This is a genomic window from Runella rosea (genome assembly GCF_003325355.1).
GTDB classification, from domain to species: domain Bacteria; phylum Bacteroidota; class Bacteroidia; order Cytophagales; family Spirosomataceae; genus Runella; species Runella rosea.
This window is the reverse complement of the sequence record NZ_CP030850.1, coordinates 5,241,321-5,264,946: the sequence shown is the minus strand read 5'-3', so window position 1 is coordinate 5,264,946 and position 23,626 is coordinate 5,241,321. Positions and strand designations below refer to the sequence as shown.

At 44.5% G+C, this 23,626-nt stretch carries 26 protein-coding genes; 9 read left to right on the top strand and 17 right to left on the bottom strand.

Going from position 1 to position 23,626, the window contains the following annotated elements:
* Positions 1-40: 40 nt before the first annotated feature.
* The 4 genes from DR864_RS21860 to DR864_RS21845 form a co-directional block, all read right to left on the bottom strand.
* Positions 41-814 carry a glucose 1-dehydrogenase gene (locus tag DR864_RS21860; protein ID WP_114068970.1) on the bottom strand — a complete coding sequence of 258 codons (774 nt, stop codon included), beginning with the start codon at positions 812-814 and terminating at the stop codon, positions 41-43.
* Between the two features lie 100 nt (positions 815-914).
* Entirely contained in the window at positions 915-2,696 is a 1,782-nt protein-coding gene (locus DR864_RS21855) for a M61 family metallopeptidase (RefSeq protein ID WP_162794032.1), read from the bottom strand.
* A 64-nt stretch (positions 2,697-2,760) separates the two neighbouring features.
* Complete coding sequence (locus DR864_RS21850) at positions 2,761-3,222, bottom strand: hypothetical protein (RefSeq protein WP_114068968.1); 462 nt, start codon at positions 3,220-3,222, stop codon at positions 2,761-2,763.
* 9 nt (positions 3,223-3,231) lie between these two features.
* Positions 3,232-4,419, bottom strand: coding sequence for a M20 metallopeptidase family protein (locus DR864_RS21845; protein ID WP_114068967.1), 1,188 nt, complete (start codon positions 4,417-4,419; stop codon positions 3,232-3,234).
* A 134-nt stretch (positions 4,420-4,553) separates the two neighbouring features.
* Here DR864_RS21845 and nadD point away from each other — a divergent pair, with 134 nt between their 5' ends.
* The 5 genes from nadD to DR864_RS21820 all read left to right on the top strand — a co-directional run bounded on the left by nadD (position 4,554) and on the right by DR864_RS21820 (position 8,224).
* Entirely contained in the window at positions 4,554-5,126 is a 573-nt protein-coding gene (gene nadD, locus DR864_RS21840) for a nicotinate (nicotinamide) nucleotide adenylyltransferase (protein ID WP_114068966.1), read from the top strand.
* 57 nt (positions 5,127-5,183) lie between these two features.
* Complete coding sequence (locus tag DR864_RS21835) at positions 5,184-5,420, top strand: acyl carrier protein (protein WP_013926487.1); 237 nt, start codon at positions 5,184-5,186, stop codon at positions 5,418-5,420.
* A gap of 31 nt (positions 5,421-5,451) precedes the next feature.
* Positions 5,452-6,699: a beta-ketoacyl-ACP synthase II gene (fabF, locus tag DR864_RS21830; RefSeq protein ID WP_114068965.1), complete on the top strand. Its 1,248-nt coding sequence runs from the start codon at positions 5,452-5,454 to the stop codon at positions 6,697-6,699.
* A 63-nt stretch (positions 6,700-6,762) separates the two neighbouring features.
* Complete coding sequence (gene rnc, locus DR864_RS21825) at positions 6,763-7,461, top strand: ribonuclease III (protein ID WP_114070409.1); 699 nt, start codon at positions 6,763-6,765, stop codon at positions 7,459-7,461.
* Positions 7,462-7,585: 124 nt separating this feature from the next.
* A complete protein-coding gene (locus DR864_RS21820; RefSeq protein WP_114068964.1) occupies positions 7,586-8,224 on the top strand; it encodes a hypothetical protein in 639 nt (212 codons plus the stop codon).
* Between the two features lie 13 nt (positions 8,225-8,237).
* Here DR864_RS21820 and DR864_RS21815 read toward each other — a convergent pair whose 3' ends face one another.
* From DR864_RS21815 to DR864_RS21795, 5 genes are all read right to left on the bottom strand, one after another.
* Positions 8,238-8,852 (bottom strand): hypothetical protein, encoded by a 615-nt coding sequence (locus tag DR864_RS21815; RefSeq protein ID WP_114068963.1) that lies wholly within the window; start codon positions 8,850-8,852, stop codon positions 8,238-8,240.
* 23 nt (positions 8,853-8,875) lie between these two features.
* Positions 8,876-10,156, bottom strand: a complete 1,281-nt coding sequence (locus tag DR864_RS21810; protein WP_114070408.1) for an LVIVD repeat-containing protein — start codon at positions 10,154-10,156, stop codon at positions 8,876-8,878.
* Between the two features lie 64 nt (positions 10,157-10,220).
* Entirely contained in the window at positions 10,221-10,799 is a 579-nt protein-coding gene (locus DR864_RS21805) for a Uma2 family endonuclease (RefSeq protein WP_114068962.1), read from the bottom strand.
* 32 nt (positions 10,800-10,831) lie between these two features.
* Positions 10,832-14,833 (bottom strand): AAA domain-containing protein, encoded by a 4,002-nt coding sequence (locus DR864_RS21800; protein WP_114068961.1) that lies wholly within the window; start codon positions 14,831-14,833, stop codon positions 10,832-10,834.
* Complete coding sequence (locus tag DR864_RS21795; RefSeq protein ID WP_114068960.1) at positions 14,820-15,173, bottom strand: hypothetical protein; 354 nt, start codon at positions 15,171-15,173, stop codon at positions 14,820-14,822. The genes DR864_RS21800 and DR864_RS21795 overlap by 14 nt, the downstream gene beginning before the upstream one ends.
* 103 nt (positions 15,174-15,276) lie before the next feature.
* Between DR864_RS21795 and DR864_RS21790 the strand changes: the two genes are divergently transcribed.
* The 4 genes from DR864_RS21790 (at position 15,277) to DR864_RS21775 (ending at position 16,875) form a co-directional block, all read left to right on the top strand.
* Positions 15,277-15,465: a hypothetical protein gene (locus tag DR864_RS21790; RefSeq protein WP_114068959.1), complete on the top strand. Its 189-nt coding sequence runs from the start codon at positions 15,277-15,279 to the stop codon at positions 15,463-15,465.
* The gene (locus DR864_RS21785) at positions 15,465-16,235 is read left to right on the top strand and encodes a TIGR02757 family protein (RefSeq protein ID WP_114068958.1); all 771 of its coding nucleotides are present in this window, start codon (positions 15,465-15,467) and stop codon (positions 16,233-16,235) included. The genes DR864_RS21790 and DR864_RS21785 overlap by 1 nt, the downstream gene beginning before the upstream one ends.
* Positions 16,236-16,309: 74 nt before the next feature.
* Entirely contained in the window at positions 16,310-16,462 is a 153-nt protein-coding gene (locus tag DR864_RS21780; protein ID WP_162794030.1) for a hypothetical protein, read from the top strand.
* Entirely contained in the window at positions 16,462-16,875 is a 414-nt protein-coding gene (locus tag DR864_RS21775) for a type II toxin-antitoxin system VapC family toxin (RefSeq protein WP_114068956.1), read from the top strand. The genes DR864_RS21780 and DR864_RS21775 overlap by 1 nt, the downstream gene beginning before the upstream one ends.
* A gap of 11 nt (positions 16,876-16,886) precedes the next feature.
* Here the strand turns inward: DR864_RS21775 and DR864_RS21770 are convergent, their stop codons facing one another.
* From DR864_RS21770 to leuC, 8 genes are all read right to left on the bottom strand, one after another.
* Complete coding sequence (locus DR864_RS21770) at positions 16,887-17,384, bottom strand: GNAT family N-acetyltransferase (protein ID WP_114068955.1); 498 nt, start codon at positions 17,382-17,384, stop codon at positions 16,887-16,889.
* 15 nt (positions 17,385-17,399) lie between these two features.
* The gene (locus tag DR864_RS21765; RefSeq protein WP_114068954.1) at positions 17,400-17,777 is read right to left on the bottom strand and encodes a VanZ family protein; all 378 of its coding nucleotides are present in this window, start codon (positions 17,775-17,777) and stop codon (positions 17,400-17,402) included.
* A gap of 67 nt (positions 17,778-17,844) precedes the next feature.
* Positions 17,845-18,522, bottom strand: a complete 678-nt coding sequence (locus tag DR864_RS21760) for a hypothetical protein (protein WP_114068953.1) — start codon at positions 18,520-18,522, stop codon at positions 17,845-17,847.
* Positions 18,522-18,713, bottom strand: a complete 192-nt coding sequence (locus tag DR864_RS21755; protein WP_114068952.1) for a hypothetical protein — start codon at positions 18,711-18,713, stop codon at positions 18,522-18,524. Before DR864_RS21755 ends, DR864_RS21760 begins: the two co-directional genes overlap by 1 nt.
* 278 nt (positions 18,714-18,991) lie before the next feature.
* Positions 18,992-20,062, bottom strand: coding sequence for a 3-isopropylmalate dehydrogenase (leuB, locus tag DR864_RS21750; RefSeq protein WP_114068951.1), 1,071 nt, complete (start codon positions 20,060-20,062; stop codon positions 18,992-18,994).
* Positions 20,063-20,078: 16 nt separating this feature from the next.
* The gene (locus DR864_RS21745) at positions 20,079-21,578 is read right to left on the bottom strand and encodes a hydroxymethylglutaryl-CoA lyase-like TIM-barrel protein (protein ID WP_229599440.1); all 1,500 of its coding nucleotides are present in this window, start codon (positions 21,576-21,578) and stop codon (positions 20,079-20,081) included.
* Positions 21,579-21,598: 20 nt separating this feature from the next.
* Positions 21,599-22,195 (bottom strand): 3-isopropylmalate dehydratase small subunit, encoded by a 597-nt coding sequence (leuD, locus tag DR864_RS21740; RefSeq protein WP_114068949.1) that lies wholly within the window; start codon positions 22,193-22,195, stop codon positions 21,599-21,601.
* 14 nt (positions 22,196-22,209) lie between these two features.
* On the bottom strand, positions 22,210-23,613 hold the full coding sequence (gene leuC, locus DR864_RS21735) for a 3-isopropylmalate dehydratase large subunit (RefSeq protein WP_114068948.1): 1,404 nt from the start codon (positions 23,611-23,613) through the stop codon (positions 22,210-22,212).
* Positions 23,614-23,626 lie beyond the last annotated feature (13 nt).

Below are 23,626 nucleotides of genomic sequence, written 5' to 3'. Positions count from 1 at the left end.
TTGAGTGATAGCTGCCTTTTTTATTTCCAAAATGCTAAAACTACTCAGGCGTTACGTAAGCCGCCGTAATACCGCCATCCACCAAAAAGTCGGTTCCTGTGATGTAGGATGATTCGTCCGAAGCGAGGAAAAGCGCGGCATAGGCCATTTCTTTGGCTTCGCCAAAACGACCCATCGGAACGTGCACCAAGCGGCGTTGTTTCTTTTCTTCGGTATTCAAAAATTTCATCAACAACTCAGTACGAAGCGGGCCAGGGCAAAGTGCATTTACCCGAATACCTTCACGGGCGTGAATCACCGCCAACTCACGGCTCATTGACAACACGGCTCCTTTGCTTGCCGTGTAGGCAATCTGCGGAGTAGCCGCTCCCAACAAAGCCACAAAAGATGCGGTGTTGATGATGCTACCGCCACCAGCACGTTTAAGGGCAGGAATAGCGTATTTACAGCCAAAAAAGACCCCTTTCACGTTGATGTTCATCGTCAAATCCCACACCGATTCTTCGGTCGTCACGGCATTATCGTCATCGCTGTGCATGATACCAGCGTTGTTGAACACGATGTTCAATTTGCCAAAAGTTTGCTCGGCAAAAGCGACCATGTTTTCGCAATCTGAAGCCTTTGAAACATCGCACCGTACGTAGGCGGCTTTGCCACCTTGGTCCAGAATTAATTGAGCCGTTTCTTGTCCAGCGGTATCATTAACATCAGCTACCACCACGGCGGCTCCTTCTTGGGCAAATAAAAGTGCTGTTTCGCGACCGATGCCGCTGCTTCCGCCCGTAACAAGGGCAACTTTATTGAGTAAACGCATACGTAAGTTAAATTAAACAGGGTGTTAGTAAATGAGAACTATTTTTGGTTTTACGGACATAATTCATTGTCAATAAGCACTTTATAAAAGTATTCAATCGCTATTTTACCCAAGCGTTATAGATTTCACTCTGCAAAGTCGTGGGGTTAGACACTCGACGAATCGGGAAGCTTTTCTCCCTTTTTGTTGCTAATTGAATGACGGTTATTTTCTTTTCATTGTTTTGAAGATAAACAACGCTAAGGGTTTCGGAGGGTTTCTTTTGACTCACGATTTCATTGAATTGCTGAGCTGGCTTGGAATCTGCATTGAGCAAAATCGCCTGCCTCCGAATTCCCGCATTCCAAGCGGGCGATTGCCACTCTACGTTTGTTACCCCTACCGAATCATTTCTCATTCGGGTGGATATTCCCGTCCAGGCTCCTGGCAATATTTGTGTCGTTGTGTCTACTTCCAACCCAGCATAGTTAAGGTACTTCTGATAGTCTATTTCCTGAACGGTTGATACATACGCAAGAATATCATCAATGGGTTTTGTAACGATTTTTTCGCAAACCGCCTTGAATTCATCATCCGTAAACCCTCGCTTTTTCTGACGATAAAACTGTTGGTATAAGACTTTCATCACATCATCCAACGATTTCTTATTTTGGGTCTCGTGCCTTATTTTAAAATCTAGTAGCATTCCTACAACAGGCCCTTTATCGTAGTAAGAAATGGTCTTATTAACCTCGTCGTCGGTGCGCCCAAACGGTCCGTCTGACCATGTTTCATAACTCGCCTCTGCAAGCGACTGGTAGAGTCGGCCAGGTTTGTTTTCAAAAGCCCGCATGTTATTTCTCAACGATTGCAGCAATTGTTGTTCGTCGGTAATTCCCGCTCTTTTCAGAATCAGGTATTCGTAATAAACCGTAAGACCTTCAGAAATCCAGAGTAATTTGGTACGGTTTCCGTTGTCGTAATCAAAAGGACCCAATTCGACGGGACGAATTCTTTTCACGTTATAATGGTGAAAATACTCATGCGCTAAAAAATTAAGTACCCGAATCCGCCCTTCTGGCGCGTTCAAAGCCGCTCCATCAAAGCTAATGGCCGTAGAATTGGCGTGTTCAATGCCGCCCTGCCCTGGGCCAATACCCAAAAATGTATAGTGCTGATAGGGAATTTCTCCAATAATATCCGAGGCCTTTTCGATGATGTTTTTTAGGTCGTTCACAAATTGAACTCGGTCAAATTCTCCTAATTTGTATCCGATAAACCGGTGAGGAATGCCCTTTACGTAAAAGACTGGCAATTCGTCCAGATTGCCCATCAGGATAGGACTATCATAAAGAACGTCGTAATCAGGGGCGTAAAAGGTATTTGGTTTGCCCTTTACTTCATCCAATCCCGTTGCTATTTTGTTCCACTTTGAGAACGGCTGGAGGGTAATTGTACTAGATAAATTCAGCTGATTGGCAGGATACAGAAATACACTCGTAGGCACAATATACCCTCTTTCTTCATCCAGATAGCTGTTGGCTACAAACTTACGATCAGCTAAAATTGAGTAGCTTATTCTCAATTCTTTTCCTGTGTTTTCAACCTCCCAAGTACTGTTATTCTTTTTTGACCAATTGACTTTTTTTCCCTTGGCATCCATTACTTTAAAATTTTGGAGATTCTTGGGATAATTCATTTTTTGATAATACCCTGGTGACCAAACGGGCATTTTAAAATCAATCTTTTCGCCTTTGAATCCTTCACATTTTAGTTCTACTTGAAAAAGATGAGAAGCAGGCTCTTCCATCGCCACTGTAAAAGCCAGTTTTTGGGAAAACCCAGAAGTTATTCCCCAAAAAGAGATAAAAATAAGTGTAAAGAGTTGATGAAAAGTGGGCATTATCGTTTTATTTTTCAAGAAAAAGAGGTCAAAAATCTTCATACATTGAGTTCATCAGCGGCGGTCAGAGTTGCATTTCTTTGGGTATCATGCCCATAAATGCTTTGTAAACACGTAATGCACCTTGGGGCGCAGGATATTTGGAATCTCCCCACACCACCTTATGTTCTTTCTTCCCTTTTTTATAAATGATAAAATAAGAAGTGCGGCCGGGATGCTGAAAGTTCATGGTATCAAATTTCACATCCTGCAATGATTTAAACGCTATTTCAATATTCTTCGGGTTTTGTTGCCCCAATGCTTCAAATTCTTTCGAAGTATTCATCCGCCGAAAAATCCCCCCATCATCCAGCAGCCGATATTCTTTCTCTAAACCTCCAATGGCCTGTCCAACAATCATTTGCCGTCCTCCAAACGTAAACGGATGCGTTGAAACCGCAAACGGCGTAGGTGGCTTGGCGGGTTGAGTTTGGGCGTACAGATTCCCAAGTCCTAAGAAAAACAGGGCAAGAATTCGTTTTTTCATGATGTGCCCTTAACTTATTTTCAATTCTTCTAACGCCAGCCACGCCATCAAACCAGGACCAATTTCGAGGGCTGCTTCGTCGATGTCAAACGTAGGGGTATGCACTCCCGATACAATTCCACGGGCTTCGTTGCGCGTTCCGAGGCGATAAAAACAGGCATCGGTCACCTGTGAATAAAACGCGAAATCTTCGCCCGCCAGCCACAAATCCAAATCAATGACATTTTCGGCCCCCATATAATCAATCGCAGCGGCTTTGGAACGACGTGTTAATTCGGGATGATTTTTCAAAAACGGATAGCCTTTTCTGATTTCCACATCGCAGCTTCCACCCATGGCTTCGGCAATTCCTTGCGCCATTTTTGTGATGCGTTTCCAACCTTCTTCGCGCCATTCTTCATCCATACAGCGGAACGTCCCTTCAATATATACTTCATTGGGAATCACATTGGTAGCACCGTTGGCAATGACTTTTCCAAACGACAATACCGATGGGGCGGCTGGCTTACGGTTACGACTGATGATTTGCTGTAACCCCACAATAACGTGCGATGCAATCAAAATGGGGTCAATCAGCATATCGGGCATAGCTCCGTGGCCTCCTTTTCCCTTTACGGTCAAGTACAGCTCATCGGTACTTGCCATGTACATTCCTTCCCGAAAACCAATTTTGCCGACGGGGATATTGGGCGCAACGTGTTGCCCCAAAATACTCGCGGGCGATGGATTTTGAAGCACTCCTTCCTTGATCATCAAGGACGCCCCACCGGGGATTTTTTCTTCGCCCGGTTGAAAAATAAGTTTAATCGAACCTTCAAAATCACCCCGCAACTCGTGCAAAATACGCGCTGTACCCAGCAATGAAGACGTATGCACATCGTGCCCACAGGCGTGCATTACCCCAGGGTTTTGAGATTTATAGGGTACCTCATTGGCTTCTACAATGGGTAAAGCATCCATATCAGCCCGCAAAGCCACTACCCTACTCTCTGGATTTCGGCCTTCAATGAGCGCCACAACACCTGTATTAGCTACGCCCTCCTGCGGAGTTAAGCCAATTTCTTTCAATCGGTTGGCTACAAATTGAGCCGTATTAAACTCCTGAAAAGACAACTCAGGATGCGTATGTAAATGCCGCCGATTAGCCACGGCATCTACCGCGTAGCTTTTGGACAAGGCTTTGATTTTTTCTAACATTGTCGTTTATTAAGTATTTTTGACGGAACAAAAATATAAAATAGAACGGGGATGACGCAGTGATTACCGATTTTCACCTAATAAATATCCATCACCTGCATTATTTCTTTGATTCCTTCTTTTTACGTTAAATCATGAAAATAGGACTATTCTTCGGCTCATTTAACCCTATACATATAGGCCACCTCATCATTGCCAATACCATGGCTACCGCCACTGACCTTGAACAGGTATGGTTTATTGTTTCGCCCCAAAATCCTTTCAAAAAGAACAAAAGTCTACTGCATGAATTTGACCGTTATGATATGGTTGAAAAAGCCATTGCCGACAATAGTAAACTGAAAGTAAATGATGTGGAGTTTTCGATGCCCAAACCTAGCTATACCATTGATACTCTGACGAAATTGCAGGAAAAATTTCCGCAGCACACCTTCAAACTCATTATTGGAGAGGATAATTTGGGGCAATTTAAAAACTGGAAAAATTACGAAGCGATTCTACAATATTATGGATTATACGTGTACCCGCGTCCCAATGTGGCCGCTCATGAATTTGCCGACCACCCCGCCGTTAAATTCATCCCTGCGCCGCTTTTGGATATATCGGCCACTTATATCCGTGATTGTCTAAGAAATAATCGTTCGATTCGCTACATGGTACCCGACGTTGTAGAAGAGATGATAAAAAGGAAGAAATTTTATATTTGACAATCTCCTTTGAAATACATTACTTTGCAGCGATTTTGAACCAAACTTCTCACAAAAATGTCAGAGATTGCAGAAAAAGTAAAGAAAATTATCGTTGATAAACTAGGCGTAGATGAGTCAGAAGTGACCGAAGAAGCTAGCTTCACTAATGACCTCGGCGCTGATTCACTCGATACGGTAGAATTGATCATGGAATTCGAAAAAGAATTCAACGTTTCAATTCCTGATGACCAGGCTGAACACATCGGTACGGTAGGTCAAGCCATCAAATACCTCGAAGAAAACGTCAAGTAAGCATATTTGTTGTAATTTATAGATCCATTTTATGATTCTAAAACGAGTGGTAGTGACGGGCATGGGTGCTTTGACGCCCATCGGAAACACACTGTCGGAATACAAAGAAGGGTTGTTTAGCGGCACCAGCGGAGCAGGGCCGATTACCCGATTTGATGCAACCAAATTCAAGACTCGCTTCGCGTGCGAAGTAAAAGGTCTGGATATGGCTCAATTTATTCCGCGTCAGGAAGCGCGTAAAATGGATCTTTTTACACAATTTGCTGTGGTGGTAGGGGAAGAGGCCGTTAGGGATAGCGGACTCGACCTAGAGAAAGTAAATCTCGACCGTGCGGGCATCATTTGGGGTTCAGGTATTGGTGGTTTAAAAACGTTTGAAGAAGAAGTCCTTTCGTTCGGTAGCGGCGACGGAACTCCTCGTTTTAACCCCTTCTTTATCCCTAAAATGATTGCCGACAGTGCCTCGGGAATTCTCTCGATGCGAATGGGCTTTCGTGGGCCTACCTACGTAACGGTGTCGGCCTGTGCTTCTTCCAACAACGCAATGATTGACGCATTCAATTACATCCGATTGGGCAAAATTGATTTTTGCTTAACGGGTGGGTCGGAAGCGGCCGTTACGCAAGCGGGTGTTGGAGGATTTAACTCGCTGAAAGCACTCTCTGAACGCAATGACGATTATTTAACGGCTTCGCGTCCTTACGACAAAGACCGGGATGGATTTGTACTCGGAGAAGGTGGTGCGGGCTTGATATTGGAAGAATACGAACATGCACTGGCACGCGGTGCTAGAATCTACGCCGAGGTAATCGGCGGAGGAATGTCTTCCGATGCTTATCACATTACGGCCCCTCATCCAGACGGAATCGGCGCTTACATGTGCATGAAAAATGCGCTCGAAGATGCCGAAATCTCGCCCGAAGACATTGATTACATCAATACCCACGGAACCTCCACTCCGATTGGGGATCCACAGGAAATAAAAGCGATTGAACGACTGTTTGGTGAGCATGCTTACAAACTAAACATCAGTTCGACAAAGTCCATGATTGGACACCTTTTGGGCGGTGCAGGAGCGGTAGAAGCGGTAGCCTGTATTCTGGCGATTCAACATCAACTGATTCCGCCAACGATTAATCACTTTACCGACGACCCAGAGTTCAGTCCTCGGTTAAATCTGACGTTCAACAAGCCCCAGTCGCGCACCGTCAATATTGCCTTAAGTAATACTTTTGGCTTTGGTGGGCACAACACCTGTGTTATTTTCCGTAAAATGTAAACCTTTTGGCTGCTTTTGGCTACGGTATTAAACCCCATCATTGATTTCTTTAAGCCGGGGAACATGTCCCCCGAAAAGAAATTTAGAAAGGCCGTAGAACTTATCATCGGCGAAAAACCTTCGAATATGGAGGTTTATCAGCTTGCTTTTCGCCATACTTCAGCATCTAAGGAAACCAATATCAAGGGTTTTAGAGAATCGAACGAACGTTTGGAGTTTCTGGGCGACTCGGTATTGGGCATGGTCATTGCCGAATACCTCTTCAAAAAATTCCCGTACAAAGACGAAGGCTTCCTCACCGAAATCCGCTCACGTATCGTTAACCGTGAAACCCTCAACGGCATTGCCCGTAAAATTGGCCTCGACCGTTTGATTGAATTTGACGGCAACCGTAAAGGCATGCCTCCCAATTCTTCCATGTACGGCGACGCCCTCGAAGCCCTCGTGGGAGCCGTTTATTTGGATAAAGGCTTCCGTTTTACCCGTAAGTTTATTACCAAAGAGCTTCTCACGCACTACGACCTCGACGCGCTTATCAACAACAACGCCAACTTCAAAAGCCGCCTCATCGAATGGGCGCAGCGCGAAGGAAAAGAAGTTCGTTTTATGATTGTAGAAGAAAAAGGGAGCCGTCACTTCCGCGAATTTATCTCGCAAGTAATACTGAACGGTGAAGTTTTTGCCCAAGGCAGCGGCTATTCCAAGAAAAAAGCGGAGCAATCAGCGGCAGAGAAAGCCTGCGAGCAGTTGGAGTTAAAATAGGGTTAATTATAGACCCAGTCTTGACATTGTTTTACTTCACTTTATTGGGTTATGTTATCGCTTTCCTTCAGATGAAAATGTTCCTTTTTTGTTGCCTTGGGGTAAAAATTAAGCGGAATGGACTATGAAGCTTTTTTTATCAACCTTCTTCTTTATAGTAAAACTGAATGTTTGCGCGAAAGAAAAAAACCGTCTTTTACTTCTCAAAAACCTCCTAACAAAAGGCAATATTACACTTCTGACATGCCTTTTAGCAACAAACTGCACTTCAAACGAATCCTGCCCAAATACATCTTTAGAATACAAAGGCCACGTCGTTTCTTTTCCTACTTCTGTTAAAGACGCCATGTATTCGTACGATTTAAACTTCAAACGAGGAGCTTTGCTTGCTGATACAGCAATAGCCGAATCTCGAAATATAGTTGCCTATTATCGGTGGGGTTACGATGATAACAGATATACTGTCAATGACAAGGGAAAAGACGAGCTATTGAATAAAGGGATTTATGGGATTAGTTTTTTAGATTGGCAAACCAATGACACAAAGAGCATTGCCGAACAATTGCAAAACAAGTATAAAAGGCCAATGGAGATAAAGAAAACACGTTTCCAAAAAATAACCTATTACAAAATAGGAATCAATAACTGCCTATCAGTTATCGTATTTGGCTTTCAACCAATAAATGCTTCTTTTTGCTATCGCTTAACAGACGAAGAAACCGATAGGTTTGTGGAATCAAACGGCAGTATTATTTTGGATTAAAAAAGCATGATTTCTAAAACATAAATCCCAGCCGTAACGCCATTCGGTTATAGGTCCGGTCTTCCCATTTCTCTACTTCTTGCCAACCCAACGGTTTGGTTACTCTGGCTTCCTGCCTTTTGTAGGTAAGCGACAACAGCATGGCACTTCCTGATCTAAAGCCGAATTTGAGTCCCAAACCTGGATTGAGCATCATACCGCCTTTGGTGTCATAGCCTGTGCCATCTACCTGAAGCCAGTTGAAGCCATAGCCCGCATCTAGCGTGCCAAAAAGATGGACGTTTTTGGGAGTGCTGACCAAATCGTAGCGCACTCCTGCGGCAATGGGCGTGAGCAGCGCGGTTTTGTACCAATCCACCCCGACGGTGGCCCCAACCGCCAAACGGGGTTTGAGTTGTACGCCATTGAAAGTTTGAATGGTCAGGCTCAGTCGGTTTTGCACTTCCTGCACCAACGGAGCACTCCACCGAACATCATACACCACACGTCCAAATAGTCCTCCCACTTCCGTCATATTGACATAGTGAGGTTTGAAAACAGCATTTTGAGCGTATAGACCACTCGAAATGCCAGCTGTATATGTGATGAGCAGCATTGCCCAAAGACAAAAATTAGATGCTTTCTGCATGACAAAACGGGTTAAGATGAGTTTTAAATCGCTACGCGTTTTACGGGAATCTTACTCAATTGGCGCAGGTTCGACGGATTGGAAATATCAAACTGATACAAGCCATCTTTACCAATCATCAACAGCGTTTTGTTGGAAAGCGGAATCACGTCGTAGGCGTCCATACCAGTCAGGTGTTGGAGCTGTTTTACGTCAAAATCATTGGCTACGTTCAACGTTTTAAGCCCGTGAATTCCTTCGCAAACATACACATTGGGATAATCAACACCCAACCCGTGTGGATTTTGCATCGGGTATGATTTGAGCAAACGCGGAGCCCGCAAATCCGTAATATCAACCACATCAAGCTGGTTCAGGCCACGGTTACACTGGGTGCCAGAACGTAGCGTAACGTACGCCCGATTGTCGGTGACGGCCACGGGGTCGCACGACATCGCATGTTGAAATACTGAAAGTTGTTCGGGTTTTTCGGGATTTTTATTGTCATAAATAAACATTCCCGTGGTGGAGCCGATAAACAATTTATCCCGGTACGGAAAAATTGTTTCAATGCCCCAACCTAAATTAATTTTGGAACTGAAAGCTGGTTTTTGGGGTACACTGATGTCAAACAATTGCATGTCATTCTGCCCAACGGTGTATAAATACTTATCATACAATGCAAACCGCGCCATTGAGCCTGCCTGCCCCTGTGCGGCGGGATTGGCACTGCTACCGCTTGAAGCAGAATTTTGGAATGCCATGTCAAAAACCACCCTACCACCCCAAAAACCGTTATTTCCATCTTCACAATTGACTTTCACACTTTCGGTCACAATGTCAACCCGTTGGTCATTGATGGCGCCCGTACTTTTATTCAAAGACCACCACGCCCCGTCAAACTGCCCATTTAAAAACACCTCTTTCTCACGACCTACTTCTCTGACATCCAACGGATTAGAAATATCAAAGGCTACCAAATCTGCATAGCTATCGGCGTACAAAATATTGCCACGAATGGCCATATCGCCATTGCCCGGGATTTTAATGAAGGAAATCATTTTGGGCGCCGAAGGATTTGAATTATCCACCACGTGCAATCCTTCCTTGAGTTCGTTAATCAGCAGGTAATTCCCTTTGGTATAAATCTTACCAGGACTGATTAAATCACGAGCCGTTTCGGTACGAACACTTTGGCGCATCTCCGCCAAGGAGACCGTTACGGCCGTAAAACGTTTGTATTTGCGGGTTTCGGTGCATTGGTCAGTACACGACCATTGGAGAAAAACAACCGAAAGAAGAGAGAGTAAAAGTGTTTTCTTCATGGCAAGCGTCAGAGGTTTGAGTTTATTTCCTCTAAGACGCAAGGGCCGAATAAAACGTTGGAAGTCAAATTTCAAAAATATCAGAGAGGACAACTTCAAATCCTGATAAAACCTCTGCCCCTGATATTTTTTTGGAAAAAGCGACTTTATCTACTTTACCATCAGCCCAATAAATGTACGTTTTTTGCTGAGACATCGAAATCAACCACGCCAAGCGCACCCCATTGGCTATCCATTTTTTCATTTTGGATTTTAATTTAGGGAGGCTATCCGTATCTGACTCCAATTCAATAATAAAATCAGGGGCTAAACAAGGAAAAGAGTGCTTTTCTTGTTTGCTCAATGCCGCCCAACGTTCTATACTCACCCAAGCTACATCAGGTGCGCGCATAGAGGTATCAGGCAGAAAAAAACCACCGCTTGAATCAAATACTTTACCTGACTTTGTTTTCCGATTCCAAATAGTTACTTCAGCAAGAATTTCACTGTTATTAGCACTTGTAAGACCGTGGGCAGGTGACATTAGATGTATTTCTCCTTTTTCGTCGCGCTCAACATTCAAATCTGGATTGGCAAGGCAAAAAGCCACCAACTCCTCATCAGAGAAGCGTAGTTTTGGTGGAAAATGCAATGAGAGAATCATATTGGGCTGGTTTTACCCAAAAATAATAAAATTTATCGTTTTCTCCACCACTCCCGGCTCCATCTCCGCTCGAAACTCCAGCCTTTGGCGCGCAGCTGTAAAGGCAAATACGCGTGAGATTCTTTGGCCGAAACCGCTTGTTGATACAGCTCATCGTCTGTTAGAATGAGTCCTTCGTAGCGGTCGTCTTTTTTGACAGTCAGGTCGGCAAAAGGGAGGGTTAAATGCAGCGTCGAAGGCACAGGTTCTGTTTCTGTCTGCGTTTTTGTTTGCCATTTTTCACTTTTCATCAACTGGTCTTTTAATAACCATTCTGAACGATGCTTATCTGAACCAAACGGCTGAGGCGAATACCGCCCTTCCGATACATCCAAGGCGTATTGTAAATAGGCTTTGAGCAACCTTGGACCTTCGTGCAGGCTGTCTTCCACTCTCAATTCGTCGGGCAAAATACCAGTAACGACAAAGACTTTTTCGCGGGCGCGGGTAATGGCCACATTGAGGCGGTTTTCACCACCGAGGGCGTTTAAACTGCCAAATTGCGCCCGTAATTTACCACGGGCATCGGGTGCATATCCTACCGAAAAGATGATAATATCCCGCTCATCTCCTTGTACATTTTCGATATTTTTGACAAAAAGAGAATGAGCTACGAGCCGTAAAAAGTGGGTCTCAGCGCCATTGTCATCTTGAGGCCTGAGAAGAAGATTTTCAATCAATTGTTGTTGCGGAAGATTAAACGTAACGACTCCGATGGAATGATTTGGGTGCGTACGCTGTAAATCATTCAATAATTCTACCACTTTTTCGGCTTCCGCAAGGTTTCGATTGTTTTCCCAAATTCCTGCTACTTTAATAAACTGAATAGCAGGCTCTTGCTGATTAATATCCTCAAAATGAGGCAATAGCTGTAGTTTATTTTTATAAAAATATTGGTTCGAAAAATCGATCAAATCCAACGAACGGCTCCTGTAGTGCCCTTGTAACATTGTTTCGGGCAAGAACTGTTTCGACAAATCGAGGAGTGATTCCACTTCCAATGCCGCTCGTTCTTCCTCATTATCCCCTTCGTATCTGACGCGGTATAAATCATAAGGAGTCAGCTGCTTACTATCTCCCACAACCACCGTTTGTTTGGCGCGGTAGATGGACGGAATGCCGTATTCGGAATAGCATTGCGAAGCCTCGTCAAAAATCACTAAATCAAATAGGCCTTTGGTCAGCGGAAACACCGCCGATACCGTCTCGGGAGAAGCTAACCAACAGGGAACCAATCGAAATACCTCTTCGGCGTGTTGTTCCATGAGCTTGCGCACGGGCCAAATCTTTCGTTTTTTGGTCACCTGATGATGCAATTCACGGTAGGTAACGCGGTTTTGTAACCGATTAAACTCTACATTTTTGCCCGTTTGTTCACGCAGTTGCATCAACAAAATTTCCCGACTCAACGATTGTTTTTGAAGAATACCCTCCTGCAACTCTTGCTCTAATTGACTGATTTTTAAGGAAGAAACCGCGCGCAAAATCGGATAAAGCTCCTCCAAATGTGCCAACCAAGCCAAACGCAGTGAATTCTGGAACAGTCTTATAAAATCTTCCTTTTGGAGTGCCAATTGCGTTTCCAACGCTAGACAAACTTCCGCTTCAATAGGCGAAAAATTACTTTTCAGGAGGTCGGCTTCCGTCAATAAATCAAAATCACGGTGCAGCGTTTGCTTGAGTTCGTCTTGGAAAGTTGAGCTTTCAAGCAAAAGATTTATCTGGTCTTTGGTCAGGTATTTTCCCCACGCTTGGTACTTCTGAGCGGTTTGCTCACAAAGCGCAACCAACGCCTCGATTTTCTTCTTTACCTCCTGAAACGACCTTGCTTCATTTACTGATTTTCTTAAAAATTCAAAGTTTTTCCCAAGCTGTTGGAACACCTCCTGCGCAGTGCCATAGGAAATCATAAATGCCTTATAATTAGACACCGACCGCTCAAACTGTTCGGTCAAAATTGACACTTCCAGCTTCTCTCCTACCTCTTTTAGGAGTTGCTCCCCACGAACTCGGTTAGTCAAATAATCATTGAGTTTGTATAAATCTCCCAAATCCAAACTCAGGCCGTAAGACGCGGCAAGTGACCGAAAATAGGGTTTATCGCCGTAAAAAGCCCATTTGAGCAATGAACCACGGGCCGTAATAATGTTTTGTAAACGGACCGCAAAAGAAGCCAATCCACTAGAATCTATTTCCGCTCCGAGCCGTTTTTCAGAGGACAATCTGAAAATTTCTTCCGTCGCATTTTTAATCCATTTTTTTATTTCTTTCGTAAAAAAGCCAGATTCCCATTTTTTCAATAGCGGCCAAACATTTTCTTCTTCCAACCACTGAGCGCATTGCAGAAGTGCGTTTTTCTGGTGCGCAATGCGCAGGGCTTTGTCGATGGTTATTGCTTCTCCCAAACACCCTTTGGTTTGAGTTTGCAGGTTTTCATTCCAGCTGATTACCTCATCAATGGTCGCATCAATCTTAGGAGTTTCCTGAAATGATATTTGAGAAAAATCTACGCGGTTATGCCAAGGATGAGTCGCACCCAATGCTTTCCGATACGACGCATATCGACGCAATTTTTGCAAAAACACCTCTAATTTATCATCAAACTGAAACGATTTAAAATGCGGCATCACAATCTGCGGTGCCGTTGGGTCGCTCGTCAAGTATAACTCTTTGGGTGAAAGTCCACAATCCAATGAATTAAAAAGGGCTGTTTTGAATTCTCCCAACTCCTTTCCTGCCTGTTCAATGTTCCGACTTGTTTGTAAAAACTGCCGTTCGAGCACAATTGAGTCCAAGCTGTAATTTTGCTGTTGGTACGCTTCAACATTCTCAATTTGGGCGGTTAGCTGCCCATACAACGCCGCACGGTCGTTTTTGAAATCATGCACCAACGCCAGAAAAGGCGACATGCCCACCTGCGCCAACCGCTGATGCACGACATCAAGGGCGACCCTTTTTTGGCATACCAACAAAACCCGCTTACCACGCGCGGCAAAATCGGCCATCAGGTTAGAAATCAATTGCGATTTTCCAGTACCGGGCGGCCCTTGCACCACCAACGACTCCCCTTGCTTAATCCGCCGAAGCGCCGCTTCTTGCGTACCATCCTGCGGAAAAGCCGTAAACGTATGCTCCTCTTTGATTGAATTAGGAGTGGGAGTGATAATGGGAAAGAAAAAAGGCTCACTTTCTGCCAACTCATCTGCCCCTTCGCTAATCAACGCCTCATAGTCAGGGCCTAAATAACTGCCCGTTTGGGGAAAAATACCCAAAACAGCTTCTGGATAGAGTTTAAGTTCGCCATTTCGCTCGAGCAACTCAAGGTCGGGTTTGGATTGTCCGTCAAAGTATTGAAGAGTATCCTGAAAAAGGTCTTGGTTAAAGTTGATTTCCAACGCGCTGTTTTTAAGCAATTCGTACAATTCGGTCCGAAACACCAACGGGTCTCTGCTCAATTCGTCGAGGCTTTTTTCGAGTAATTCCTCCGAGATTTTAACTTGATTGAAGTGCCCGTAGGCCAACAAAAAACTGCGATTGAGCGCCGCCGGCTCTCCACGACGATGAAGCTTCCAAACAGCGCCTTCTGCACTTTCAGAAAGTTGTTGTTGTAACGTAACTGGGAAAAACGCCAACGGTGCATGAATCACCGTACCATCCATGAGTTTGCCACGCACAAACGGATACGCCACGTACAAATCTTCCGAGCCACGCTCTTCTTCGATAAACCGCTCGGTGCGGGCCAGTTTGGTCAGTCGCTTGCTGATTTCATTGACTTTCTCGGAACGACTGTCCAAACGCTGACAGAGTTTTATCGTCTTTTTTTGAGAAATGACGTCTTTGAGTACCTCAAATGCTGCGCGCCCATCTACGAAATCCAGTTCCTTCCAATCCAAAAACTGTTCGGTAGGGAGCGTATTTAATAACAGCGAACGGTTGCGCGTACTAAGATTGGTAAGTCGACGGAGGTATACTTTAAGAACGTCAGCGGTCAGCATTATCTACGTGTAAAATGTGTAAAAAGCGGTGGATGAAAGGAGCAAATAAGACTGAAGTAGCTGATAAAAAAGTAATGCCACTAAATAACGCATAAAACGAAGCGAAAATTTTGGCGGTCTTGCACTTGAGCGGATCTACTGGCCCCATGCCCCCCAAAATCATGGCGGCATTGTAAAAAGAATCGACCCAACACAGGTGCGGGTCAGTCAAATAATGATAGCCAATGGCCCCGATTACCCACGAAACACCAATCATCCCCATTGCCACGAATGAATACTTCAATACGCGGCGCTGAAACTTGGGCCGGGGTAAAACTTTTTGGGTATGATGCTCAAACATGGAAGTAGTTGGTTATCAAGAATTGAAAACCTAAAATAGCATTTTTATTTCCCGAACCAAAGCCCGAACTTTGTCGTTAAATTAGTACCAACTTATTTATAGTATGCTTTCACGCCGCCAAGAACGCGAACAACTCAAAACCACCCTCGGCTACCGCCTTTGGAGTGTGGCATTTACGATTTTTTATCCCATTATCTCGCTTTTTGCCTTGGTATTTACGGGGATAGTGCGATTGTTTTCAGGGATTTCGCAGGGATTGGTTTGGCTCTTAAACGGAGGTAAACGCGCCTAATGACCGATTATGTTGCTGAGTTATTGGAACAAAAAGTAGCTCAATACAACCGTCCTGATTTTATTCCCAACGACCCCGTCAGCATTCCACACCAATTTTCGCGCCGACAAGACATTGAAATTATGGGTTTTTGGGCAGCGGTCTTGGCTTGGGGACAGCGCAAAACCATCATCAACAAGTGCAATGAGCTGATTCAGCTGATGGATGGTGCGCCGTATGACTTCATCAAAAACCATCAAGATTCCGATTTAAAGCGCTTTCTTCAATTTAAACACCGCACCTTCAACGCGACGGATACGCTGTACTTTCTTCATTTTTTTAAGGAATATTATCAACGGCACGATTCGTTGGAAAGTGCCTTTTCGCAGGCCTTGACCCCTGATGCTTCGCACGTAGAAAAGGGCTTGGCGGCATTCCATGAGCTATTTTTTAGTTTAGAAGATTTCCCCGAGCGCACCCGCAAACACATTGCCACGCCCATCCGTAAATCGTCGTGCAAACGCCTGAATATGTTTTTGCGGTGGATGGTCCGGCAAGATGATAAAGGCGTAGATTTTGGCCTTTGGACGACCATCAAACCCTCCCAACTCATTTGTCCCTGCGATGTACACGTAGACCGCGTAGCGCGCAAACTCGGCCTCATTCAGCGCCCAACTACCGATTGGCTTACGGCGCTGCAACTCACCGAAAACCTAAAGCAATTGGACCCTAATGACCCCGTGAAGTATGATTTTGCATTGTTTGGACTAGGTGTGGAGGGGGAAATGTAGACGAACTGACTTGCAAAATCGCCAAACGTTTTCAATCTTTAATGCGTTATTTGTATAATGATAACAATGCACCGATGAAAACGCCTGCAAATCCCGATAAGTTTAAAAAACAGAATCCCAAACCTCCTAAGAAAAGTTTGATAGAGTTGGTGAAAGAAGTCATTCCAAAAGGGAAATACAAAGGGCTTTCAAAAATTTTAGAGCCTCACGAACTACCTGATTGTTAATGAATTATTTGCTGAACACAAATGTCTTCATTATTCTTATAGAAGAAAATTTTGACAGACTTAGCCAAGTTCAGAGAGAAGTAATATCAAATTCTGAAAGTATATTTTGGCTTTCTGAATCAAGTTTGTACGAAATTGCAATCAAAGTCAGGTTGGAAAAATCTGATTTTTCTCACATTAAAATTTCTACGATTGAGAAAGACAGACAGCGATTAAACATTCGCTTGTTAAAACCTAAAGTACTTCATTATTTGAATATTCCCGAAGTTCCCAAAGTGTATGTGAGTCCCTCCAAATTACACGTCGACCCATTCGACTTATTGATTATCTCACAGGCACTTATCGAAAACCTCCCTATCCTTTCAACCGACCGCTATTTCCCAGAATATGAAGGGCTCCAAGTGGTTAATTAACAAGAGAAAAGTTACCCTAACTCAAACACCACCGCATCTGCTCGGCCTTCATATCCTGCATCCACTTTGTTCATTCCTACTTTCTCCAAAACGTGTTTGGAAGAGGTATTTTCATCCTGTACAAAAGCCACGATTTTTCTCCCTTTAAAGTTTTGTTGTAGGTACTCAATGGCCTTTTGGGTAATTTCAGTGGCGTAGCCTTTGCCCCATGCCTCGGGCAAAAAAGCGTAGCCTACTTCAATATCATCGGTATCTTCAATGTGTTTGATTTTGACGAGCCCAATATACGTATCGGTCGCTTTTTCAAAACACGCAAAAAGCCCCAGTCCTTCGTTGGCGGCGGCATAAATGGCTTCTTGTCGGATTCTCCCCAAACTTTGAGAAAGTTCCGTAACGGGCTTTCGAATGAATGCCATCACTTCGGGATTGCTCTCGATGCGGAACAAATCATGGGCATCACTTTCTTGAAAAAGGCGAAGATAAAGACGTTGAGTTTCTAAAAAAGGCATTATTGTAGATAAGTTTCAGAGTGAGCGACGCGAATCACCAGATAAAAAAAATGTCTTTTGAAACCATTCGGCAATCGGAATGGCCACGATTACCCCAAGGGCATCGGCAAGGGCGTCGTAAAGGTCAAACGTACGGCCAATGGGCAATACATGCTGCCATACTTCAATAAAAAAGCCGTAAGCTATCCCTCCGACAATTACCCAAATGGGCCGAGGCTTGGCCCAATACCAAAGTGCACCCAAGATTCCAAAAGAGCCGAAATGATGTAATTTATCCCAACCTAAATCTTTGGGCATCTCGTCACTCGGTAAAGAACAAAGCCCCAAAATCACCAACGTCCAAACGATGGCAAGATGGGGCTTTAATACGATTTTTGTTAGTTGTTGAATCATCCGCGTCACAAACCCTTAAGGAACCACCATTTTAATTTTGAACTCTTGATTTAGTATTAAAGTGTTTCTAAAATTTATAGCCAATGTTTAGATAGATGTTGGGAGTCCAACCAAAGCCTAAATTGATAACATTTGTTCGCCGAGACTCTGTATTATTGCGATTTAAAATTTCTCCGTCAAACCAATCCCTTGCATACCATAGTTCTTCTTTCTTAGAAATATTTTCTGAATTAACGGATTTGAAAAGATACGCTAATCCCAGCGCCGGGGTAATAGTAATTTTCTTTAAAATGACAATTTTAACCCCTGAGGTGAACTCTGGGCCAAAATAAATAGCTTTTTGTGTAAGTGAATCTTTGGGAATGTTTAATCTGTAATCATTAAATTCTCTGCTCATTTTGCCAACCAGAAATGACGCTCCAACATACATATTTAACCATTTTTGTCTGTCAAACTTTACTAAGTATGCCCGTAGTCCAACATCAAACTTAGTACGTCTGATAGAATTACTTTTTATTACAGAGCTAAAAAATAGTTCTCCAAAACGAATATCATTGTCAGCGTGAAATTTATAAGCTGCGGAACTTGTAAAGCTTACGTTTTTCCATTTTGAAATAGGTTTTTCAAAATGAACATAAACATTATTGAATACAGGAACTCCTACGCTTACTTCGGCTCTTTGCGCATAGATTGCAATATGAATAAGAAAGAATATTGCGCAAAAGAGTAATAAATTAGTTTTCATTAGTAGAGTTGACTTTTTACCGACATGGCATAGTTTGCTAACCGGACGTTTGTAACGAGCTTCAAAAAGGAGGTGATTTTTACTTTATTGGGCATCTTTAAGTTTTTTTTCAAACCATCCAAGGTACGGCTCGACAGTTTGCCTTCCTGCGTAAATTTTACTTCCTTCAAGCTTGCTTCGATTTCATGCATGAGAACCGATGGCTAATCTTCCTTTAAAATCAGAGACTTGAGTTCTTCTATGATTTTTTGGGCAGCATCTTGTATTGCTCGTACGTGATTTGGGCCGTATTCATGGTTGTAATTTTCAAGAAGACAAAGATAAGATTTTGGCTAAGAAAGCCCTTTATCTCTCCAATCTGGATTTCAAACTCATCACCTATCCAACATAAAAAATATCAGCAGATCATATACAAATAGCGGCAAAATATTAAATTTTGCCGCTATTATATTAAGTAACCCTAACTGATTTACAAATTCTTCAACAACTCTGCGCCCATGGCGTCAGTACCTAAGATTTTGTCGGCGGGAGTTTCGCTGTTGGCGATGTCGCGCGTGCGGAAACCGGCTTTCAATACGGCATCTACGGCGGCAATGATAGCCTCAGATTCTGCTTTCAAACCGAATGAAATATCCAACAACAACGCCGCTGAAAGAACCGACGCCAACGGATTGGCAACGCCTTTCCCCGTGATGTCGTGCGCCGAACCGTGGATAGGCTCGTATACACCAGTGCTGTCGCCTACCGAAGCAGAAGCCAACATTCCCATCGAACCAGCGATTTGGCTTGCCTCGTCCGTCAGAATGTCGCCAAACAGGTTACCTGTTACTACTACGTCAAAACGGCGTGGGTCTTTGATGAGTAACATCGCCGCCGCATCAATGAATTGGTGTTCTACTTCTACATCCGGATATTCAGGCGCCAATTTTTGAATAACTTCACGCCACAAACGGCTTGATTCCAATACGTTGGCTTTGTCGACCGACATGAGTTTTTTGCTGCGCGTACGAGCGGCTTCAAACGCCTTGCGGGCAATGCGCTCCACTTCGTATTTGCTGTAAATCATGGTATCGTAGGCGGTATTTCCGTCGTCAAGGCGTTCACGCTTTCCGAAATATACGTCGCCAGTCAACTCACGGAAGAAGAGAATATCACAACCTTTCAGGATTTCAGGTTTGATACTAGAGGCTTCCAACAATTCGTCAAACAATTTGATAGGGCGCAGGTTGGCGTACAAACCAAGCTCTTTGCGCATTCTCAACAAGCCTTGCTCAGGACGTACCTTGGCCGACGGGTCGTTGTCGTATTTGGGGTGGCCTACGGCTCCAAACAAAATGGCGTCGGATGCGCGCATTTTGGTAAGGGTTTCTTCAGGAAGCGGGTCGCCAGTGGCTTCGATGGCTACGTGGCCAATGAGGGCTTCGTCGTAGGTAAATTCGTGGCCGAATTTTTCGGCAATGCGGTCTAAGACCTGTTTACCAACGGTAGTAACTTCTTGCCCGATACCATCACCGGGAACGATTAGGATGTGTTTTTTCATTTGTATTTTTGTACGACTATATAGAAATCAAGTTCAGCATCTTTTGAGTGGCTTTGATAGCCGATACCGTTTGGTCAGAGTCCAAACCTCTGGTTTTAAACTCTTTATTATTCCAATTCCAGGTGATGATGGTTTCACAAAGCGCGTCGGTGCGCCCTCCCGTAGGAATGCGAACGGCATAATCGGTCAACAGTGGGAGCGTTTTTCCTTTGACCTCATATATTTTCTTCAACGCATTCATAAACGCATCGTACTGGCCATCACCTTGCGCATTTTCTTCAAACACCTCATCTTCGATTTTCACCTTGAGCGTTGCCGATGGTTTAAGGTCTTTAGAGTGGGTCAACACATAATTGAGAACTTCAATTTTGTACTCAATAGCGTTGGTATCCAACACGTCGGAAATGATGTACGGAAGGTCGTCCTGCGTCACAACTTCCTTTCTATCACCGAGTTCAATAATTCGCTGCGTTACTTTTTTGAGGTCTTCATCAGCGAGTTTGATACCCAGTTCCCGAAGGTTATTTTCGATATTGGCTTTCCCCGACGTTTTGCCCAACGCATACGAACGCTTGCGTCCAAAACGCTCTGGCATCAGCTCATTGAAATACAGGTTGTTTTTCTTGTCGCCATCGGCATGAATACCAGCAGTTTGGGTAAAAACATTATCTCCCACAATCGGTTTGTTGGCTGGAATACGAAGCCCAGAGAAGGTTTCAACGATTTTGCTGATGGAATACAACGATTCCTCCACTACTCCCGTGGTTACTTCTGGCATGAAATCCTTCAAGACCGCAATTGCACTCGCCAACGGCGCATTTCCAGCCCGTTCGCCCATGCCATTGACGGTCAAATGCAGCCCATGGGCTCCCGCCCGTAGCGCTTCCATGACATTAGCAATGCTTAGGTCATAGTCGTTATGAGCATGGAAATCAAAGTGTTGATTGGGATAACGCTCCACAATTGATTTCACAAACGAATAAGATTCAGCTGGCGTAAGCACGCCCAACGTATCGGGTAAAAGCACTCGACGAATGGGCTGAGTGGCCAGAAAATCAAGAAATTGGAATACATACTCAGGGGAGTTACGCATTCCATTGCTCCAATCTTCCAGATACACATTGGCAGAAATACCTTTCGATTGTGCCAAGGCAATCACTTTTTGAATATCTTCAAAATGCGCTTCGGGCGTTTTTTTGAGTTGATGCACCAAGTGATTCATTGAGCCTTTGGTCAACAGATTCATGACTGTTGCACCCGATTCAAGCATCCAATTGATGGACGCTTCGCCGTCTACAAAAGTCAGTACTTCTACCTTGTCCAAAAATCCGTTTTCTTTGGCCCAATCGGTGATTTTTTTTACCGCCCTAAATTCGCCTTCTGACACCCGCGCCGAAGCAATTTCGATGCGGTCTACTTTGACATCTGTTAAAAGAAGTTGCGCGAGCGCCAGCTTTTCAGAAGCCGAAAAAGACACTCCGCTGGTCTGTTCACCGTCGCGGAGTGTCGTATCCATTATTTCGATGTATCTCATAATTAGAAAAGAAGGGCGGCCTCAAAAGCGCCGATTTCCTCTTTCATGGCCCGCAGATAATCGATATCATCGAAGCCGTTTAACAGATTGTGTTTTTTGTAACCGTTGATATCGAAAGACTCTTTTTCACCCGTTGCCAGGATAGTCACCGTTTGTTCAGGCAAGCTTACTTCCAATTCGGTTTTTGGGTCTTTTTCAATTGCCAAAAAGATCTTATCCAAAAATTCAGGAGATACCGTTACGGGCAAAATCCCCACGTTGATGGAATTATTCTTGAAAATATCGGCGAAAAAACTCGAAATGACGCAACGGAAACCGTAATCGTAGATGGCCCAAGCGGCGTGCTCACGGCTCGAACCGCTTCCGAAGTTACGACCGCCAACAAGGATTTTGCCGGAGTAAATTGGGTTGTTGAGTACAAAATCGGCTTTGGGTGAATTGTCAGGATTATAGCGCCAATCGCGAAAAAGATTATCGCCGAAGCCTTCCCGCTTGGTGGCTTTCAAAAAACGGGCGGGGATGATTTGGTCGGTATCCACGTTCTCCAAAGGAAGAGGTACCGCCGAACTTTTTAATATGGTGAATTGATCGTATGCCATGATTATGTTATTGTTTACAAAAACTCCCGTGGATCAGTTACTTTTCCGGTGACGGCGGCAGCCGCAGCTACGTAAGGGCTGGCCAACAGCGTACGTGCTCCCGGGCCTTGGCGGCCTTCAAAGTTGCGGTTTGAGGTACTGACGGCGTATTTGCCTGCTGGAATCTTATCATCGTTCATCGCCAAACAAGCCGAACATCCCGGTTGACGCAGTAAGAAACCTGCTTCGGTCAAAATATCTAAAATACCTTCTTCTTTGATTTGGGCTTCTACAATGTGCGAGCCCGGCACCAGCCACGCCGTTACATTATCGGCTTTCTTACGGCCTTTCACGATAGACGCAAACGCCCGGAAATCTTCGATGCGGCCGTTGGTACAGCTTCCCAAAAACACGTAGTCAATCGGTTTGCCAATGATGGTATCATCTTCTGCAAAGCCCATGTAGGCCAAAGATTTCGCATACGATGCACCGCCGTCCAATACGTCTTCGGCTTTAGGAATATGTTGAGAGATACCCGTTCCCAAGCCCGGATTGGTTCCGTACGTAATTTGGGGTTCGATGTTGGCCGCGTCGTAGGTATATTCTAAATCAAAGGTGGCGCCTTCGTCGGTTTTGAGGGTTTTCCAGTAGGCCAACGCTTTGTCCCAGGCTTCGCCTTTAGGAGCTTGTTCACGACCTTTGAGGTACGCAAATGCGGTTTCATCTGGAGCGATCATACCACCGCGCGCGCCCATTTCGATCGACATGTTACAAACCGTCATGCGGCCTTCCATGCTCATATTTTCAAACACTTCGCCGGCATATTCTACGAAATAACCCGTAGCACCACTGGCCGAAATCTGCGAAATAATGTACAGAACCGCATCTTTTGGCAATACGCCTTTACCCAATTTACCATTGATGGTAATGCGCATTTTCTTGGGTTTTGGCTGCATAATACACTGCGACGCCAATACCATTTCGACTTCTGAAGTACCGATACCGAAGGCAATCGCTCCAAAAGCGCCGTGGGTAGACGTGTGAGAATCACCGCAAACGATGGTCATACCTGGAAGGGTGATACCGTTTTCAGGCCCAACTACGTGCACAATTCCGTTTTTGGCGTGGCCCAACCCCCAGTGCGAAATACCGTACTTCGCGGTGTTGGTTTCGAGGGCTTTCAACTGATTGGCCGAAAGCGGGTCTTCTACCGGCAAATGTTGATTGATGGTTGGTGTGTTGTGGTCGGCAGTGGCAAAGGTGCGCTCAGGAAAAAGCACACCAATTCCGCGACTTTCAAGGCCCAAGAAGGCCACCGGGCTGGTTACTTCGTGAATAAAGTGACGGTCAATGAAGAACACATCGGGTCCGTCTTCAATCTTGCGGACAACGTGGGCATCCCACACTTTGTCGAAGAGGGTACTTGGTTGGTTTGACATATCAATTTGAGAT

What these genes read in the sequence shown, in the direction of transcription:
- DR864_RS21860 (WP_114068970.1), bottom strand. Translation starts at nt 814, where the DNA reads ATGCGTTTACTCAATAAAGTTGCCCTTGTTACGGGCGGAAGCAGCGGC.
- DR864_RS21855 (WP_162794032.1), bottom strand. Translation starts at nt 2,696, where the DNA reads ATGCCCACTTTTCATCAACTCTTTACACTTATTTTTATCTCTTTTTGG.
- DR864_RS21850 (WP_114068968.1), bottom strand. Translation starts at nt 3,222, where the DNA reads ATGAAAAAACGAATTCTTGCCCTGTTTTTCTTAGGACTTGGGAATCTG.
- DR864_RS21845 (WP_114068967.1), bottom strand. Translation starts at nt 4,419, where the DNA reads ATGTTAGAAAAAATCAAAGCCTTGTCCAAAAGCTACGCGGTAGATGCC.
- nadD (WP_114068966.1), top strand. Translation starts at nt 4,554, where the DNA reads ATGAAAATAGGACTATTCTTCGGCTCATTTAACCCTATACATATAGGC.
- DR864_RS21835 (WP_013926487.1), top strand. Translation starts at nt 5,184, where the DNA reads ATGTCAGAGATTGCAGAAAAAGTAAAGAAAATTATCGTTGATAAACTA.
- fabF (WP_114068965.1), top strand. Translation starts at nt 5,452, where the DNA reads ATGATTCTAAAACGAGTGGTAGTGACGGGCATGGGTGCTTTGACGCCC.
- rnc (WP_114070409.1), top strand. Translation starts at nt 6,763, where the DNA reads ATGTCCCCCGAAAAGAAATTTAGAAAGGCCGTAGAACTTATCATCGGC.
- DR864_RS21820 (WP_114068964.1), top strand. Translation starts at nt 7,586, where the DNA reads ATGAAGCTTTTTTTATCAACCTTCTTCTTTATAGTAAAACTGAATGTT.
- DR864_RS21815 (WP_114068963.1), bottom strand. Translation starts at nt 8,852, where the DNA reads ATGCAGAAAGCATCTAATTTTTGTCTTTGGGCAATGCTGCTCATCACA.
- DR864_RS21810 (WP_114070408.1), bottom strand. Translation starts at nt 10,156, where the DNA reads ATGAAGAAAACACTTTTACTCTCTCTTCTTTCGGTTGTTTTTCTCCAA.
- DR864_RS21805 (WP_114068962.1), bottom strand. Translation starts at nt 10,799, where the DNA reads ATGATTCTCTCATTGCATTTTCCACCAAAACTACGCTTCTCTGATGAG.
- DR864_RS21800 (WP_114068961.1), bottom strand. Translation starts at nt 14,833, where the DNA reads ATGCTGACCGCTGACGTTCTTAAAGTATACCTCCGTCGACTTACCAAT.
- DR864_RS21795 (WP_114068960.1), bottom strand. Translation starts at nt 15,173, where the DNA reads ATGTTTGAGCATCATACCCAAAAAGTTTTACCCCGGCCCAAGTTTCAG.
- DR864_RS21790 (WP_114068959.1), top strand. Translation starts at nt 15,277, where the DNA reads ATGCTTTCACGCCGCCAAGAACGCGAACAACTCAAAACCACCCTCGGC.
- DR864_RS21785 (WP_114068958.1), top strand. Translation starts at nt 15,465, where the DNA reads ATGACCGATTATGTTGCTGAGTTATTGGAACAAAAAGTAGCTCAATAC.
- DR864_RS21780 (WP_162794030.1), top strand. Translation starts at nt 16,310, where the DNA reads ATGAAAACGCCTGCAAATCCCGATAAGTTTAAAAAACAGAATCCCAAA.
- DR864_RS21775 (WP_114068956.1), top strand. Translation starts at nt 16,462, where the DNA reads ATGAATTATTTGCTGAACACAAATGTCTTCATTATTCTTATAGAAGAA.
- DR864_RS21770 (WP_114068955.1), bottom strand. Translation starts at nt 17,384, where the DNA reads ATGCCTTTTTTAGAAACTCAACGTCTTTATCTTCGCCTTTTTCAAGAA.
- DR864_RS21765 (WP_114068954.1), bottom strand. Translation starts at nt 17,777, where the DNA reads ATGATTCAACAACTAACAAAAATCGTATTAAAGCCCCATCTTGCCATC.
- DR864_RS21760 (WP_114068953.1), bottom strand. Translation starts at nt 18,522, where the DNA reads ATGAAAACTAATTTATTACTCTTTTGCGCAATATTCTTTCTTATTCAT.
- DR864_RS21755 (WP_114068952.1), bottom strand. Translation starts at nt 18,713, where the DNA reads ATGCATGAAATCGAAGCAAGCTTGAAGGAAGTAAAATTTACGCAGGAA.
- leuB (WP_114068951.1), bottom strand. Translation starts at nt 20,062, where the DNA reads ATGAAAAAACACATCCTAATCGTTCCCGGTGATGGTATCGGGCAAGAA.
- DR864_RS21745 (WP_229599440.1), bottom strand. Translation starts at nt 21,578, where the DNA reads ATGGATACGACACTCCGCGACGGTGAACAGACCAGCGGAGTGTCTTTT.
- leuD (WP_114068949.1), bottom strand. Translation starts at nt 22,195, where the DNA reads ATGGCATACGATCAATTCACCATATTAAAAAGTTCGGCGGTACCTCTT.
- leuC (WP_114068948.1), bottom strand. Translation starts at nt 23,613, where the DNA reads ATGTCAAACCAACCAAGTACCCTCTTCGACAAAGTGTGGGATGCCCAC.